This window comes from Streptomyces sp. IBSBF 2435, from assembly GCF_036815005.1.
Taxonomy (GTDB): Bacteria; Actinomycetota; Actinomycetes; order Streptomycetales; family Streptomycetaceae; genus Actinacidiphila.
Map to the genome: position 1 here is coordinate 1 of NZ_JAJSYW010000079.1, position 15661 is coordinate 15661.

10 protein-coding genes are annotated in these 15661 nt (G+C 68.3%); 1 reads left to right on the plus strand and 9 read right to left on the minus strand.

The features are described from left to right. Window positions 1-129 precede the first annotated feature (129 nt). From dxs to acnA, 9 genes are all read right to left on the minus strand, one after another. Entirely contained in the window at window positions 130-2076 is a 1947-nt protein-coding gene (gene dxs, locus V7E46_RS17365; protein ID WP_333769243.1) for a 1-deoxy-D-xylulose-5-phosphate synthase, read from the minus strand. Between the two features lie 223 nt (window positions 2077-2299). After that, window positions 2300-3544: a sugar ABC transporter permease gene (locus V7E46_RS17370; protein WP_329182308.1), complete on the minus strand. Its 1245-nt coding sequence runs from the start codon at window positions 3542-3544 to the stop codon at window positions 2300-2302. Window positions 3545-3567: 23 nt separating this feature from the next. Further along, on the minus strand, window positions 3568-4356 hold the full coding sequence (locus tag V7E46_RS17375) for an ATP-binding cassette domain-containing protein (protein ID WP_329173790.1): 789 nt from the start codon (window positions 4354-4356) through the stop codon (window positions 3568-3570). A gap of 245 nt (window positions 4357-4601) precedes the next feature. Continuing rightward, on the minus strand, window positions 4602-5687 hold the full coding sequence (locus tag V7E46_RS17380; protein ID WP_333769244.1) for a sugar ABC transporter substrate-binding protein: 1086 nt from the start codon (window positions 5685-5687) through the stop codon (window positions 4602-4604). 139 nt (window positions 5688-5826) lie between these two features. Further along, window positions 5827-7029: an ROK family transcriptional regulator gene (locus V7E46_RS17385; RefSeq protein WP_329173793.1), complete on the minus strand. Its 1203-nt coding sequence runs from the start codon at window positions 7027-7029 to the stop codon at window positions 5827-5829. A gap of 281 nt (window positions 7030-7310) precedes the next feature. Beyond that, window positions 7311-8234 (minus strand): carbohydrate ABC transporter permease, encoded by a 924-nt coding sequence (locus V7E46_RS17390; RefSeq protein ID WP_329173795.1) that lies wholly within the window; start codon window positions 8232-8234, stop codon window positions 7311-7313. A 10-nt stretch (window positions 8235-8244) separates the two neighbouring features. Further along, on the minus strand, window positions 8245-9171 hold the full coding sequence (locus tag V7E46_RS17395; RefSeq protein WP_329173797.1) for a carbohydrate ABC transporter permease: 927 nt from the start codon (window positions 9169-9171) through the stop codon (window positions 8245-8247). Between the two features lie 42 nt (window positions 9172-9213). Further along, on the minus strand, window positions 9214-10635 hold the full coding sequence (gene ngcE / locus V7E46_RS17400; protein WP_333769245.1) for an N-acetylglucosamine/diacetylchitobiose ABC transporter substrate-binding protein: 1422 nt from the start codon (window positions 10633-10635) through the stop codon (window positions 9214-9216). 415 nt (window positions 10636-11050) lie between these two features. Continuing rightward, window positions 11051-13765, minus strand: coding sequence for an aconitate hydratase AcnA (acnA, locus tag V7E46_RS17405; protein WP_333769262.1), 2715 nt, complete (start codon window positions 13763-13765; stop codon window positions 11051-11053). A 365-nt stretch (window positions 13766-14130) separates the two neighbouring features. Here acnA and V7E46_RS17410 point away from each other — a divergent pair, with 365 nt between their 5' ends. Next, window positions 14131-15660, plus strand: a complete 1530-nt coding sequence (locus V7E46_RS17410; RefSeq protein ID WP_329173803.1) for a helix-turn-helix domain-containing protein — start codon at window positions 14131-14133, stop codon at window positions 15658-15660. Window position 15661 lies beyond the last annotated feature (1 nt).

Consider the following 15661-nt stretch of genomic DNA (forward strand, 5'->3'; position numbering starts at 1 on the left):
CCCCCCCCCCCCCCCCCCCCCCCCCCCCCCCCCCCCCCCGCCCCCCCCCCCCCCGGGCCGTGGTTGAAGTGTGCGTGACAGCCGCCGCCGGGCGTGCGCGGGGGCGCGGGACAGGTCCCGGGTGCCGGATCAGTCCTGGGCGCGCCCGGCGCCCGCGCCGCCGCCGGCCACCGCGTCGGCCGCCTCGTCGGCGAAGCGGCCGTCGATGGTGGCGACCACTCCGGTGACCTGGCGGGCGATGTCCGGCGCCGTCAGGCCGATCGCGGCCATGACGTCCTTGCGGGAGCCGTGCGCGAGGAAGCGCGGCGGGATGCCGAAGTCGCGCAGCGGCACGTCCGCCTCCGCGTCGCGCAGCGCCTGGGCCACGGCCGAGCCGACACCGCCGACCCTGCCGTTGTCCTCGACGGTGACCACCAGCCGGTGCCGGGCGGCGAGGCCGGGCAGCTCGGCGTCCACCGGCTTGACCCAGCGCGGGTCGACCACGGTGCTGGTGATGCCCTGGGCGTCCAGCAGCGCGGCGATCTCCAGGCACATCGGGGCGAGCGCGCCCACCGACACCAGCAGCACATCGGGCTGCCCGTCGCCGGCCGGCTCGCGCAGCACGTCCATGCCGCCGACCCGGCCCACCGCGGCGACCGCGGGGCCGACCGCGCCCTTGGAGTAGCGGACCACGGTGGGCGCGTCCTCGACCTCGACGGCCTCCCGCAGCTGGGCCCTGACCTGGTCGGCGTCGCGTGGCGCGGCGATCCGCAGTCCGGGTACGACCTGGAGGATCGACATGTCCCACATGCCGTTGTGCGAGGCGCCGTCGCTGCCGGTCACGCCGGCCCGGTCCAGGACGAAGGTGACACCGCACTTGTGCAGCGCGACATCCATCAGCACCTGGTCGAAGGCGCGGTTGAGGAAGGTGGCGTAGACCGCGAAGACCGGGTGCAGGCCGCCGGTGGCCAGCCCCGCGGCCGAGACGGCGCCGTGCTGCTCGGCGATGCCGACGTCGTAGACCCGGTCGGGGAAGGCGGCGGCGAATTTGGTCAGGCCCACCGGGTGCAGCATCGCGGCGGTGATGGCCACGATGTCGGACCGCTCCTTGCCCAGCTCCAGCATCTCGTCGCCGAAGACCGAGGTCCAGTCGGCGCCGGCCGCCGCGATGGGCAGCCCGGTGTCGGGGTGGATCGGGCCGATGCCGTGGAAGCGGTCGGTCTCGTCGTTCTCGGCCGGGGTGTAGCCGCGGCCCTTCTCCGTGATGCAGTGCACGATCACCGGGCCGCCGAAGCGCCGGGCGCGCTGCAGCGCGGACTCCACGGCCTCGATGTCGTGGCCGTCGATCGGGCCGACGTACTTCAGGCCCAGGTCCTCGAACATGCCCTGCGGGGTGATGAAGTCCTTGAGGCCCTTCTTGGCGCCGTGCAGCGTCTCGTAGAGCGGCCGGCCGATCAGCGGAGTGCGCTCCAGGACGTCCTTGGTGCGGGCCAGGAACTGCTCGTAGCCGTCGGTGGTGCGCAGGGTGGCCAGGTGGTTGGCGAGGCCGCCGATGGTCGGCGAGTACGACCACTCGTTGTCGTTGACGACGATCACCAGCGGGCGGTCCTTCGCGGCGGCGATGTTGTTCAGCGCCTCCCAGGCCATACCGCCGGTCAGCGCGCCGTCGCCGATGACCGCGACCACGTGGTCGTCGCGGTCCAGCAGCTCGTTGGCCTTGGCCAGGCCGTCGGCCCAGCCGAGCACGGTCGAGGCGTGGCTGTTCTCGATCACGTCGTGCTCGGACTCGGCGCGCGAGGGGTAACCGGACAGGCCTCCGGTGCTCTTGAGCTTGGCGAAGTCCTGGCGGCCGGTCAGCAGCTTGTGGACGTAGGCCTGGTGGCCGGTGTCGAACAGGATGCGGTCCTGCGGGGAGTGGAACACCCGGTGCAGCGCGATGGTCAGCTCCACCACACCCAGGTTGGGGCCGAGATGACCGCCGGTCTTCGCGACCGCTTCGACCAGGAAGGAGCGGATCTCGGCGGCCAGCTGCACGAGCTGCTGCTGGCCGAGCCGGTCGAGGTCGCGGGGTCCGTTGATACGGGTCAGCACTGCCACCCGTTCCTCCTCTGCCTGTCGCTCCCGGCCGATCTGGCCTTCGACGAGTCTAATGTTCCGGTTACCGGCGCGTCGGGCGCCCCGTGCGATGTACGTCACGGCGTTCCCTGCCCCCTTCCCGTGCGCCCGCACACGCCAAACCGCCGGGCGGTCCTGGGAGCCAGGTCCGTCCGGCGGCGCGGGACGTGCGTGCGCGGCGGGGTGCCGCTCGACCGGCGGGGTGTTACGCCCGGCCGGAGGAGCGCTGGGTGCGGCGGGACACCGAGTCGATGACCACGGCGGCGAGCAGAACGGCGCCGGTGATCATGTACTGGATCGACTGGTCCATGTTCAGCAGGTCGAGACCGGTCTGGATGGACTGGATGACCAGCATGCCGAGCAGGGCGGACCAGACGTTGCCGCGTCCGCCGAACAGGCTCGTGCCGCCGATGACGGCGGCGGCGATGGCGAGCATCAGCAGGTTGCCGGTACCGGCCTGGAGCGTCGCGGTGTAGGTCTGGCCGGCCAGGAAGAGGCCGCCGATGGCAGCGAAGCCGCCGGAGATCGCGAAGACCACGATACGGATCAGGGCAACGTTGATACCGGCACGGCGGGCGGCCTCGATGCTGCCGCCGACCGCGAAGACCTTGCGGCCGAAGGTGGTGCGGCGCAGTACGAAGTCGCAGATCACCAGAGTGGCCAGGAAGATCACCAGCGCGCTGGGCACACCGGCGGACTTGTTGAGCACGTAGGCGGCGACGTAGGACACCACGGCGAGCGCGGCGGTGCGCACCACGATCTCGCTGGTGGGCCGGAACGGCACACCGGCCTTCCGGCGGCGGGCCTGCTCGACGAGCGAGCCGATCAGCAGGGACGCGACGCCCAGGGTGGCCAGGATGTAGGCGCCGGCGATGCTCTGGTCCATGAAGTAGGAGCGCTGGCCCAGGATGTGCAGCAGGCCCTTGTCCTGGATCGTGAGGCTGCCGGTGCCGCGCAGCAGCCACTGCATCAGACCTGTCCAGCCCAGGAAGCCCGCCAGGGTGACGACGAACGCCGGTACACCGATCTTCGCGAAGAAGAAGCCGTGGACCGCGCCGATGGCGATACCGGTGAGGATGGTCAGCACGACCGCGAGCCACGGGTTCATCCCGTGGCTGACGCTGAGGCTGGCGAAGACCGCGGCGGCCAGACCGCTGACGGAGGCGACCGACAGGTCGATCTCGCCGAGCAGCAGCACGAAGACCAGGCCGACGGCGAGCATGCCGGTGCCGGCCAGGTAGTAGCCGATGTTGACCATGTTGCCGGAGCTCAGGAACAGGCTGTTCTTGAGCTGGAAGATGGTCCAGATGATGATCAGCGCGACGATGACCGGGATCGAGCCCAGCTCGCCGCCCTTGAGCTTGCGCTTGAACTCGGTGAGGTAGCCCTTGAAGCCCTCCTCACGTACCAGCAGCCGGGGGTCGACGGTCGCGACGGCCGGCGCCGGCATCTCGTCGATCGTGGTCTTGTCGCTCACTGGGTCGCCTCCGCGTTGCGCGCCAGCCGGCGGGTCACGGCGTTGTCCGTGGCTCCGGTGATCGCGGCGATGATCTGTTCGTTGGTGGTGCCCTTGACCGGGAAGGCACCGTTGTTCCTGCCGAGGCGCAGCACGTGGACGGTGTCCGCGACGGCCGTGACGTCGGCCATGTTGTGGCTGATCAGGATCACGCCGAGACGGCGCTCGCGCAGCCGCTCGACCAGGTCGAGAACCTGGGCGGTCTGCTCGACGCCGAGGGCGGCGGTGGGCTCGTCCAGGATGACGACCTTGGGCTCGCCGATCAGAGCGCGGGCGATGGCCACCACCTGGCGCTGGCCACCGGAGAGACTGGCGATCGGGATTCTGACACTGGGAATGCGGATCGACAGCGTGTTCAGCAGTTCGCGGGAGCGCTTTTCCATCGTGACCTCGTCGAGGCTGCCGAGGCGCAGCAGCTCGCGACCGAGGTAGAGATTACCGACCACATCGAGGTTGTCGCAGAGCGCGAGGTCCTGGTAGACGGTGGCGATACCGAGACCCTGGGCGTCCTGCGGCCGGTTGATGTGCACCGGCCGGCCTTCCCACTCGATGACGCCCTCATCGACGGGGTGAACACCCGCGATGGTCTTGACCAGGGTCGACTTACCGGCTCCGTTGTCACCCACCAGGGCGACGACTTCTCCGGCGTGGACCTCCAGCTCGACATCGGTGAGTGCTTGGACCGCACCGAATCGCTTGGAGACTCCGCGCAACGCCAGCACGGGCGTAGCGGACACGTGAACCATCTCCTTCGCCGCCTGACCGGCGGGGATGCCGCGCGCTGAACAGAACAGCCGCGGAGGGAGTGCACAAAGCACAGGATTACAAAATGAACGGGGAAGGGGTAGTACCCCTGCCCCGACAGTGCTCCCGAAAGCGTTTCCGTCCGGCACCCCGCCCCGGTAGCGGGGTGTTTGTGTGGGGCGGAGCGCCGGACAGGCTCACGGGTGCGGTTCAGGCCGTGGAGCCGGCCCGGACCGCGGGTGCCGGACTAGGAGATCCCGGCGGCGGTGCAGGCGGCGGCGAAGTCCGCGGTGCAGATCTGGTCCTTGGAGTACAGACCGTCCTTGACGACCGTGTCCTTGATCGTCGCCTTGGTCACCGAGAAGGCCGGCAGCAGCTTCGACGGGATCTCGGCACCGCCGACCTGCTTGGCGGTGGCGTCAGCGGTGCCCTTGATGTCCTTGCCGTTGAGCAGGTCCACCGCGATCTGCGCGGTGGCGTCCGCCTCGGGCTTGTAGGGCTTGTAGATCGTGCTGGTCTGGGTACCGGCCAGCAGCCGCTGGACACCCGCGAGCTCGGCGTCCTGACCGGTCAGCGGCGGGTTGATGCCCTGGCCCTTGAGCGCGGTGGCGATACCACCGGCCATGCCGTCGTTGGCGGAGTAGACGCCGGCGATGTTGTTCTTGCCGAGCTGGGTGATCGCGGCGGACATCTTCTGCGCGGCGATGGTGTCCTTCCACAGACCCGACTGCTCGTAGGCGATCTTCACCTTGCCGTCGAGGATCTTGTGGGCGCCGGCCTTGAACATGGCGGCGTTCGGGTCGGCCGGGTCACCGTTGATCATGACAACGTTGGCGGACGGCGTGGCCTTGGGACCCATGGCGTCGAGCAGCGCCTGGCCCTGCAGCTCACCGATCTTCTCGTTGTCGTACGAGACGTAGGCGGAGATCGGACCCTCGGCGAGGCGGTCGTAGGCGACGACCTTGATGCCCTTGTCCACAGCGGCCTGGACGGACGACTTGATACCGGTCGAGTCCTGGGCGTCCAGGATGAGGACCTTCACGCCCTTGGCGATCATGCTGCTGACCTGCTGTGCCTGCTTGGCCGGGTCACCGGCGGCGTTGGCGTACTGGATGGTGCAGTCCGCGCACAGCTCCTTGATCTTGCCCTCGATCAGCGGCTTGTCGAACTTCTCGTACCGGGTGGTCGCGTTCTCCGGCAGCAGCAGGCCGATGGACTTGTCCTTGCTGTCGCTGGAACCCTTGTCGTCACCCGCCTTACCACAGGCGGCCATGGTGAGCGCGATCGAAACGGCTGCCGTTCCGACGACGATCCGACGCGTCATTGCGTTCATGTGAGGTTGCCTCCCTGACAGGGCCGCAACACCGCGGCCGAGGTGGTCGTGAGTCAACTCCGGCTGACGCCCTGTCGTCAAGAAGTAAACACTTAACGAGATGGCAACGGCGCGTTTCGTTAGCTGTGTGAACGCTCAGTTATGCCGAAAAGACCGGTGTGTCAACCGTCTGATTACCGTCAAGAAGGGTCGAATCTCCCATCTCACTCAAGACCAGGGCAAGTGCCCCCAGAACCTCCGCGCGGGCTCCGAGCGCCCCGGGCACCACGGACAGCCGCTGCGCGGCGCTGGGAATCGCATAACGGGACACCGATTCCCTTATCGGACCGAGCACCAGCTCCCCCGCCTCCGCCAGGTCGCCGCCCAGGACGATGCGGCTGGGGTTGAGCAGGTTGCACAGGCTGGCCACGCCCATCCCGATGTGCCGCCCGACGTCACCGGTCACCCGGCGGCAGCCCGGGTCGCCCTCGCGCGCCAGCTGCACCATCCGCGGCACGGTCAGTCCCTCGCCGTGGCTGCCGCGCAGCAGTTCCAGCACGTAGCGGGCCGCGGTGAACGTCTCCAGGCAGCCGCGGTTGCCACAGCGGCAGACCGGGCCCGACTCGTCGAGCGTGATGTGGCCGATCTCACCGGCCGTGCCGCCCGGACCGCGGTAGATCCGGCCGTCGATCACCAGGCCGGCGCCGACACCGCTGGCCACCTTGATGTAGGCCAGGTCCTTGACCCCGCGCCCGCCGCCCCAGACCAGCTCGCCCAGCGCGCCGAGGTTGGCGTCGTTGTCCACCTGGACCGGGACGCCGAGCCGGTCGGACATCTCCTGGCGCGGGTTGATGCCGCTCCAGCCCGGCAGGATCGCGGTCGAGCCGAGCGCCCCGGACTCCACGTCGATCGGCCCCGGCACGCCGAGGCCGACGCCGAGCACCTTCTGGGGGCTGATGCCGGTGGACTCCACGAGCCTGGCCACCAGCTGTTCCGCCCGGTCGAAGCCCTGCGAGGCCGAGGCGTCCACGTCGATCGGCTCGGACTGCTCGGCCAGCACCTGGTGGGCCAGGTTGCCGACCGCGACCCGCAGGTGGGAGTGGCCGAAGTCGACGCCCACCACGATGCCGGCGTCACCGGACAGCGCCACGCTGCGCGCCCGCCGACCTCCCGAGGAGGTCGGCGTGACCTGCACCGTTCCGTTGTCCCGCAGCTCGCGCACGATATTGGACACCGTGGCGGCCGACAGACCCGTACTGCGGGCGATCTCCGCCTGGGTGAGCGATCCGGCCAGTCGTACGGCCCGCACCACGCGTTCCAGATTCGCCCGGTGCAGCGACGACTGCGATCCCGGAGTCTCCACGACATCCACTCCTGCCCGGCAGGCGGCCCGTGTCCGCTTGCCCGCACGGGACGGGGCCGGCTCTGATGGCAAATGCAGCACACCAGTGAGACCCCGTCGTCTACAACATGTGAACTCTAAGTTGAGTGTTTGGGGTGATGTCCCGTCAAGGGGGAGAACCACACCGTTATCCGAATCGGCTCCGGTCACGCCGAGCAGCGGCTCCGCGGAGAGCGGAGCCGCTGGACGCGGACGGACCGTGCGCGCCGGTGCCGGCGTGGCCCGGCCGGGATCTGCGGGGTCTACTTGAGCGCCCCCGCGGTGAGTCCGGCCTGCACCTGGCGCTGGAAGACGATGTAGACGGCCAGCACCGGGAGCATGGCGATCGACAGCCCGGCGAAGAGCCCGCCCCAGTCGCCCTGGTAGCCCTGCTGGACGGCGAGGTCGGCCAGGCCCTGGGTGAGCACCCATTTGTTGGTGTCGCCCTGGTTCAGCACCAGCGGCAGCAGGTACTGGTTCCACTGCCCGAGCACGTTGAAGATCCCGATGCTGATGATGCCCGGCTTGGCCATCGGCACCATGATCTGGAAGAACGTCCTGGTGTGGGACGCGCCGTCCACCAGCGCCGCTTCCGCCACCGAGGTCGGCAGGGTCCGGAAGAACGACGTCATGAAGAAGACGGTGAAGGGCAGCGAGTAGGCGATGTAGACCAGGATCAGCCCCGGCAGGGTGTTGATGATGCCGAGGTTGGTGGTGACGAAGAACAGCGGCACCAGCACCATGACCACCGGGAAGGCCATGCCCGCCACGAAGATGAAGTAGATCAGCCGGTTGCCGGGGAACTCGAACCTGGCCAGCACGTAGGCCGCCATCGAGCCGAACAGCATGGTGCCGACGGTCGAGAAGCCGACCACGATGATGGTGTTGATGAAGTACTGGCCCATGTTCGCCTTCGTCCAGGCGTGGGACCAGTTCTCGAAGTGGAGGTGGGTGGGCAGCGACAGCGGGTGGCTGAGGATGTCCCCGGAACTCTTGAAGGAACTCCACAGCGCCCACAGCAGCGGCAGGCCCACCATCAGCGCCCACACGGCCAGGAAGACATGGCTGAACGCGTTCAGCACGCCTCCCTCGCTGCGCCGCCACTTCCAGCGGGCCGCGTCCGAGGCGGGTGTGCCGGACTTGCGGGGCGAGGAGCCGGGGGCCCCGTCGAACGTCTCGGTAGTCATCGCGGCACCCCTAGAACTCGATACGCTCGCGGCGCGACAGCCGCAGCGTCAGTACGGCGAACACCAGCGTCACTATCAGCATGGCGACACCCATGGCCGCCGCCAGGCCGTACTGGCTGTTGTCCCGGAAGGCCGTCTTGAACAGCAGCAGCGGCACCACGTCGGTCTTCTCGTTGGGACCGCCGTTGTTGACCGACATCAGCTGCACATAGGCGAAGGCGTCCATGGCGATGATGCCCATGTAGACCCAGCCGGTGGCCACGGTGTCGGACAGCAGCGGCAGCGTGACCCGGAAGAAGGTGGTCGTCCGCTTGGCGCCGTCCAGCAGCGCGGCCTCGTAGATCTCGGTCGGGATGGACGACATGCCGGCCGAGAACAGCACCACGTAGAAGCCGACGTTCGCCCACACCATCACCGCCATGATGCAGGCCAGCGCCAGGTTCGGGTCGCCCAGCCAGGACTGGGTCTGCGAGCCGAGCCCGATGCTGTTGAGGACGACGTTGAGCACGCCCTCCTCGGGGTCGGGGTTGTAGATCTGCTGCCACAGGATGGCGATCACCGCGACCGACAGCACCTGGGGGAAGAAGAAGACGATCTTGTAGACGCCCGACCCCCTGACGCCGGCGACCGACGCGCTGCCTTTGCGCCGGCCGCCGACGTTGAGCATGAAAGCGAAGAACAGACCGAGTGCCAGCGTCACGACCGGCACGATCAGCAGCAGCAGAACGTTGTGCCACAGCGACTGCCAGAAGAGATGGTTGTGAATGATCTTCCGGTAGTTGTCGAACCCGATGTAGTGCTTGTCGGGGGTGAGTCCGGTCCAGTCCGTCATCGAGATCTGGAAGTCCTGCACGAAGGGCGAGATCACTAGGACCCCGTACAGCGCCAGGGGAATCGCCAGAAAGCCGATGATGAACCGGTACTTGCCGTGTCGCATGTCGCCGGTCGCTCTCGTCTCAGCCGTTAGGGGGAATGCGGATCAGACGTGCTTGAACTTCGGCACGGACGAGTCCTTCTTGGTGGCGTCGGAGGCCTTCTGGGCGCCCTCGATCCACTTGTCCGCGTTGATCTGCCCGGTGAGCAGCTGGGCGGTCAGGTTGCCGATCGTCTCCTGGTTGAGCTTGACGTACCAGTCCTGGATACGCGCGTTGAGCACGTTCGCGCCGGCCGTCTTGAGCGCCGCGCTCGCCGAGGCCAGGCCCGGGGTGAGGGTCAGGCCCTCGGCGGAGCCGGACACGCAGGTGAGCGACTTGATGGTGTTGGTGAAGTTGTCGGTCTGCTTCTTGGCGAGCATGATCCGAAGCAGTTCCATACCGCCACTCGGGTTCTTGCCGTTGGCGGCCACGATGAAGGGCTCGCCCGCCGCCGCGTAGAGGGTGCCGAACGGCAGCTTGTCGCTGTCGCCGCCACCGACCAGCGGGCCGACCGCCAGGTCGAAGTCCTTGGGCATGGTCGGGGCGGCCTCGTTCTCCACCCACGAACCGTCCGCCACCAGGGCGGCCTTGCCCTTGGTCCAGTCGGTCTGCATCTGGATGTGCGTCTTGCCCTCGGAGCCGGCCAGGAAGTACTTCTTGGCCGCCAGTTCCTCGTAGTAGCCCACGACCTGCTTGACCGCGTCGACCTTGAAGGCGCCGTCCTCCAGGTCGTCGATGGCGTTGAGCACATCCTTGCCGCCCACCTTGCCGATCTGGGCGAAAAGGTCGAAGTGCACGTAGTACGGGTACTTGCCGGGGTAGGTGAACAGCGCGACACCGGCGGCCTTGGTCTTGGCGCCGAGCGCGATCATCTCGTCGAAGGTCTTGGGGTACGTCCAGCCCTTGGCCTGGAAGAGCTTGTTGGAGTACCAGCTGCCGTAGACGGTGAAGGCGTAGTTCAGCGCGTACATCGCCTGCGAGCCGTACTGGCCCTGCTCGACGGTGCCGGCGATCAGGACGTCGCGGACCTTCTTGGACGGGTCGTCGATGGTGGCGGCGTCCAGCAGCGGCGTCAGGTCCAGGAGCTTGCCCTCCTTGGCCAGGGCCGCGGTGTCGAGGTTGTCGGCACCGGAGTTGTCCATGAAGTCCGGCGGCGTGTTGTTGGCGAAGCGCGGCTGCAGCTTCGGGCCGATCGCCTGTGTGCCGGTGTGCTTGACGGTCACGCCGTAGGTCTTGTTGTACTCGGCCTCGGCGGCCTTGATGTAGTCGTCGCCGAATCCGCCCTTGAAGACGAATGCCTCCAGCGGCGCGCCGTTCTTGACAGCGAGCGGGTTCGCAGCCGACTTGGTGCCGGTCGCGACCGGCTTGTTCTTGTCGCCGCCACTGGACGTGGCACATGCCGACAGCAGCGAGGCCGACGGAATCGCCACCACGCCGATCGCCATTGCCCGCTTGATTGCATCGCGCCGGTTGAACTCGGATCCCATGCTCAAGTCCTCGCCTTCTCCAGGACTCATGCGGTGCAGCGGAATCCGCCGACGCCCGCGAACAGTTGAAGCTTGAGTGATGCCGTGCATCCAGTGAGACAGGGAACGTTCATCGACGACCGGCAGCGAACCGCCGCCGATTGACCCGCCTGACCCCGCGCTCCAGCAGGTTCCCTGGACGCCGACAGGTATAGTCCACTTCTCTCCAGCAGGGCAAGATCAAGAGCCCGTTTGGACGGCAAGCTTTCCCGAGTTGAGACCTGTCCGAAATGCGGGACGACAAAACCGCAGGTCAGAGCGATCCCTGTGAGCCGATGGCGGACGATCGACGGATTGGCCTGCGCAAAACACGCGGACCGCGCCACCCCTGCCGGGTGACGCGGTCCGTGCTACTCGTGAGTTACTGTCGGCCGGACTACTGCCGGATGAGGGAGCGGAGCACGTACTGCATGATGCCGCCGTTGCGGTAATAGTCCGCTTCGCCGGGAGTGTCGATCCGGACCACGGCGTCGAACTCCACGCCGGTGTCGGTGCTGACCTTCACCGTGCCCGGAGTGCTGCCGTCGTTGAGCACGGTCACCCCGGTGAAGGAGTACGTCTCCTCGCCGGTGAGGCCCAGCGTGGCCGCCGTGGCGCCCTCGGGGTACTGCAGCGGCAGCACGCCCATGCCGATCAGGTTGGAGCGGTGGATGCGCTCGTAGGACTCCGCGATGACCGCCTTGACGCCGAGCAGCGCGGTGCCCTTGGCCGCCCAGTCGCGCGACGAGCCGGAGCCGTACTCCTTGCCCGCCAGGACGACCAGCGGGGTGCCCTGCTCGATGTAGTGGCGCGAGGCGTCGTAGATGAAGGCGACGGGTGCCTCGGGCAGGGTGAAGTCGCGCGTGAAGCCGCCCTCGGTGCCGGGGGCGATCTGGTTGCGCAGCCGGATGTTGGCGAAGGTGCCGCGGATCATGACCTCGTGGTTGCCGCGGCGCGAGCCGTAGCTGTTGAAGTCGGGGCGCTGCACGCCGTGCTCGGTCAGGTACTGCCCGGCCGGGGTGTCGGCCTTGATCGCGCCGGCCGGCGAGATGTGGTCGGTGGTGACCGAGTCGCCGAGCTTGGCCAGCACCCGGGCGCCGCTGATGTCGGAGACCGGCTCGGGGTCCATGCCCATGCCCTCGAAGTACGGGGGCTTGCGGACGTAGGTGGACTGCGGGTCCCACTCGAAGGTGTTGCCGGTCGGGATCGGCAGCGCCTGCCACTGGGCGTCGCCCGCGAAGACGTCGCTGTAGGAGCTGCGGAACATGTCCTCGCCGATCGCGGACGCGACCACGTCGTTGACCTCGGCCTCGGTCGGCCAGATGTCGTCGAGGTGGACCGGCTTGCCGTCCTGGTCGATGCCGAGCGCGTCCCGGGTGATGTCCACCTTCATCGAGCCCGCGATGGCGTAGGCGACGACCAGCGGCGGCGAGGCCAGGTAGTTCATCTTGACGTCCGGGTTGATCCGGCCCTCGAAGTTGCGGTTGCCCGACAGCACCGCGGCGACCGCGAGATCGGCCTCGTTGACCGCCTTGGAGACCTCCTCGGGCAGCGGTCCCGAGTTGCCGATGCAGGTGGTGCAGCCGTAGCCGACCAGGTTGAAGCCGAGCTTGTCCAGGTACGGGGTCAGGCCGGCCTTGTCGAAGTAGTCGGTGACGACCTTCGAGCCGGGGGCCAGGGTGGTCTTGACCCAGGGCTTGCGGGTCAGGCCCTTCTCGACCGCCTTTTTGGCCACCAGCGCGGCGGCCACCATGACGTACGGGTTCGAGGTGTTCGTGCAAGAGGTGATGGCGGCGACCGTGACGGCGCCGTGGTCGATCTCGTACGTGCTGCCGTCCTCGGCGGTGACCAGGGTCGGCTTGGTGGGCACGCCGTTGTGGGTGGCCGGGGAGTCGGAGGCCGGGAAGGACTCCTTGCCCGACTCCTCGTCGTCGGTGACGTAGTTGCGCACGTCGGTGGCGAACTGCTCGGCGGCCCTGGCCAGCACGATCCGGTCCTGCGGGCGCTTGGGTCCGGCGATGGACGGCACGACCGTGGACAGGTCGAGCTCCAGCTTCTCGGAGTAGTCCGGCTCGGCGGCCGGGTCCAGCCACAGACCCTGCTCCTTGGCGTACGCCTCGACGAGCGCGACCTGCTGCCCGGAGCGGCCGGTCAGCTTCAGGTAGTTGATGGTCTCGGCGTCGATCGGGAAGATCGCCGCGGTGGAGCCGAACTCCGGCGACATGTTGCCGATGGTGGCCCGGTTGGCGAGCGAGGTGGCGCTGACGCCCTCACCGTAGAATTCCACGAACTTGCCGACCACACCGTGCTTGCGGAGCATCTCGGTGATGGTGAGCACCAGGTCGGTGGCGGTGGTGCCGGTGGGCAGCTCACCGGTCAGCTTGAAGCCGACCACCCGCGGGATGAGCATCGACACCGGCTGGCCGAGCATCGCGGCCTCCGCCTCGATGCCGCCGACGCCCCAGCCGAGCACACCGAGGCCGTTGACCATGGTGGTGTGGGAGTCGGTGCCGACCAGGGTGTCGGGGTAGGCCTGGCCGTTCCTGACCATGACGGTACGGGCCAGGTGCTCGATGTTCACCTGGTGAACGATTCCGGTGCCGGGCGGGACGACCTTGAACTCGTCGAAGGCGGTCTGGCCCCAGCGCAGGAACTGGTAGCGCTCCTTGTTGCGGCCGTACTCCAGCTCGACGTTCTGCGCGAAGGAGTCGGGGGTGCCGAAGCGGTCGGCGATGACCGAGTGGTCGATGACCAGCTCGGCGGGCGCCAGCGGATTGATACGGGCCGGGTCGCCGCCCAGCTCCTTCACCGCCTCGCGCATGGTGGCCAGGTCCACCACGCACGGCACACCGGTGAAGTCCTGCATGATCACCCGGGCCGGCGTGAACTGGATCTCCTGGCTCGGCTGCGCCTGGGAGTCCCAGCCGCCGACCGCACGGATGTGCCCGGCGGTGATGTTCGCGCCGTCCTCCGTGCGGAGCAGGTTCTCCAGCAGCACCTTCAGGCTGTACGGCAGCCGGGCGGAGCCCTCCACCTTGTCCAGCCGGAAGATCTCGTACGACTCGTCGCCCACCTGCAGTGTGCTGCGGGCGTCGAAGCTGTTCGCCGACACGGCAGTCTCCTTCATGCGTCGTCCTGCGTCCTTGCGCGCGTGTCCCCACGGCCCGCTGCCAGCGCGGTCGCGGTACGCCTCGGCAGATATCTCGATGTCGAGATAACTCTAGTACATGACAGCCGGAGGTTCATGTGCGGCGGCCGGTGTTCCCGACCGCCGCCCTCCCCCGCAGCGTCCGGGGCGGCGGGGCCCGCTCGATCCGGCTGTGGCCAGTGTGGCGGGAGTTGCGTCCTGGTGAGCGGTGGGTACGGTGGGTTTCGCCGCCGGACGTGTACCCGGGGGCGTTCGGGGCAGTCGCGACACGCACCACGAACGGCGGTACCCACGTTGCCGCATCTCATATATGAGATAGGGTCACCCGTATGACCGACGACTACCTCGCACGTATCGGCAGGCTCATCAGGGACGCCCGACAGCACCGGGGCTGGACACAGACCCATCTCGCGGAAGCGCTCGGCACCAGCCAGAGCGCGGTGAACCGGATCGAGCGGGGCAACCAGAACATCAGCCTTGAGATGATCGCCAGGATCGGCGAGGCCCTGGACAGCGAGATCGTCTCGCTCGGCTACTCAGGCCCCATGCATCTGCGGGTCGTCGGCGGCCGTCGGCTGTCCGGCGCCATAGACGTCAAGACCAGCAAGAACGCCTGCGTGGCCCTGCTGTGCGCGACCCTGCTCAACGCCGGCCGCACCACCCTGCGCCGGGTCGCCAGGATCGAGGAGGTCTACCGCATCCTCGAAGTGCTCAACAGTATCGGTGTCCGCACCCGGTGGATCAACGACGGCAACGACCTGGAGATCGTGCCGCCCGCCACGCTCGACCTGGCAGCGATGGACACCGAGGCGGCCCGCCGCACCCGCAGCGTGATCATGTTCCTCGGCCCGCTGCTGCACCGTACCGACCGCTTCAGGATCCCGTACGCCGGCGGCTGCGACCTCGGCACCCGTACGGTCCAGCCGCACATGAATGCGCTGCGGCACTTCGGCCTGGACGTCACCGCCACCGACGGCTCCTACCACGCCGAGGTGACCGGCGGCATCGCCCCGCACCGCCCGATCGTGCTGACCGAGCGCGGCGACACGGTGACCGAGAACGCGCTGCTGGCCGCCGCCCGCTACGAGGGCGTCACCGTCATCCGCAACGCCAGCTCCAACTACATGGTCCAGGACCTGTGCTTCTACCTGGAGGAGCTGGGCGTCAAGGTCGAGGGCATCGGCACCACGACGCTGACCGTGCACGGCGTGGCGCACATCGACCGCGACGTCGACTACGCGCCCTCCGAGGACCCGGTCGAGGCGATGAGCCTGCTGGCGGCGGCCGTGGTCACCGAGTCCGAACTGACCATCCGCCGGGCGCCGGTCGAGTTCCTGGAGATCGAACTGGCGGTGCTGGAGGAGATGGGTCTCGACTTCGAGCTGTCCCCGGAATACCGCGCGGACAACGGCCGTACCCGGCTGGTGGACCTCACCGTCCGCCCGTCCAAGCTGCGGTCGCCGATCGACAAGATCCACCCGATGCCCTTCCCCGGCCTGAACATCGACAATGTGCCCTTCTTCGCGGCCATCGCCGCCACCGCGCAGGGCTCCACGCTCATCCACGACTGGGTCTACGACAACCGGGCGATCTACCTCACCGAGCTGACCCGGCTCGGCGCGGCCGTCAAGCTCCTCGACCCGCACCGCATCATGGTCGAGGGCCCGACCCGCTGGCGAGCCGCGGAGATGATGTGCCCGCCCGCGCTGCGCCCCGCGGTGGTCGTCCTGCTGGCCATGATGGCGGCCGAGGGCACGTCGGTGCTGCGCAACGTCTATGTGATCAACCGCGGTTACGAGGACCTGGCGGAGCGGCTGAACACGATCGGGGCGCAGATCGAGATCTTCCGCGACATCTGAC

Coding starts and splice junctions, on each gene's coding strand:
- V7E46_RS17390 (WP_329173795.1), bottom strand. CDS start 8,234: ATGACTACCGAGACGTTCGACGGGGCCCCCGGCTCCTCGCCCCGCAAG.
- V7E46_RS17380 (WP_333769244.1), bottom strand. CDS start 5,687: ATGAACGCAATGACGCGTCGGATCGTCGTCGGAACGGCAGCCGTTTCG.
- V7E46_RS17375 (WP_329173790.1), bottom strand. CDS start 4,356: ATGGTTCACGTGTCCGCTACGCCCGTGCTGGCGTTGCGCGGAGTCTCC.
- V7E46_RS17410 (WP_329173803.1), top strand. CDS start 14,131: ATGACCGACGACTACCTCGCACGTATCGGCAGGCTCATCAGGGACGCC.
- V7E46_RS17370 (WP_329182308.1), bottom strand. CDS start 3,544: ATGCCGGCGCCGGCCGTCGCGACCGTCGACCCCCGGCTGCTGGTACGT.
- ngcE (WP_333769245.1), bottom strand. CDS start 10,635: ATGGGATCCGAGTTCAACCGGCGCGATGCAATCAAGCGGGCAATGGCG.
- V7E46_RS17395 (WP_329173797.1), bottom strand. CDS start 9,171: ATGCGACACGGCAAGTACCGGTTCATCATCGGCTTTCTGGCGATTCCC.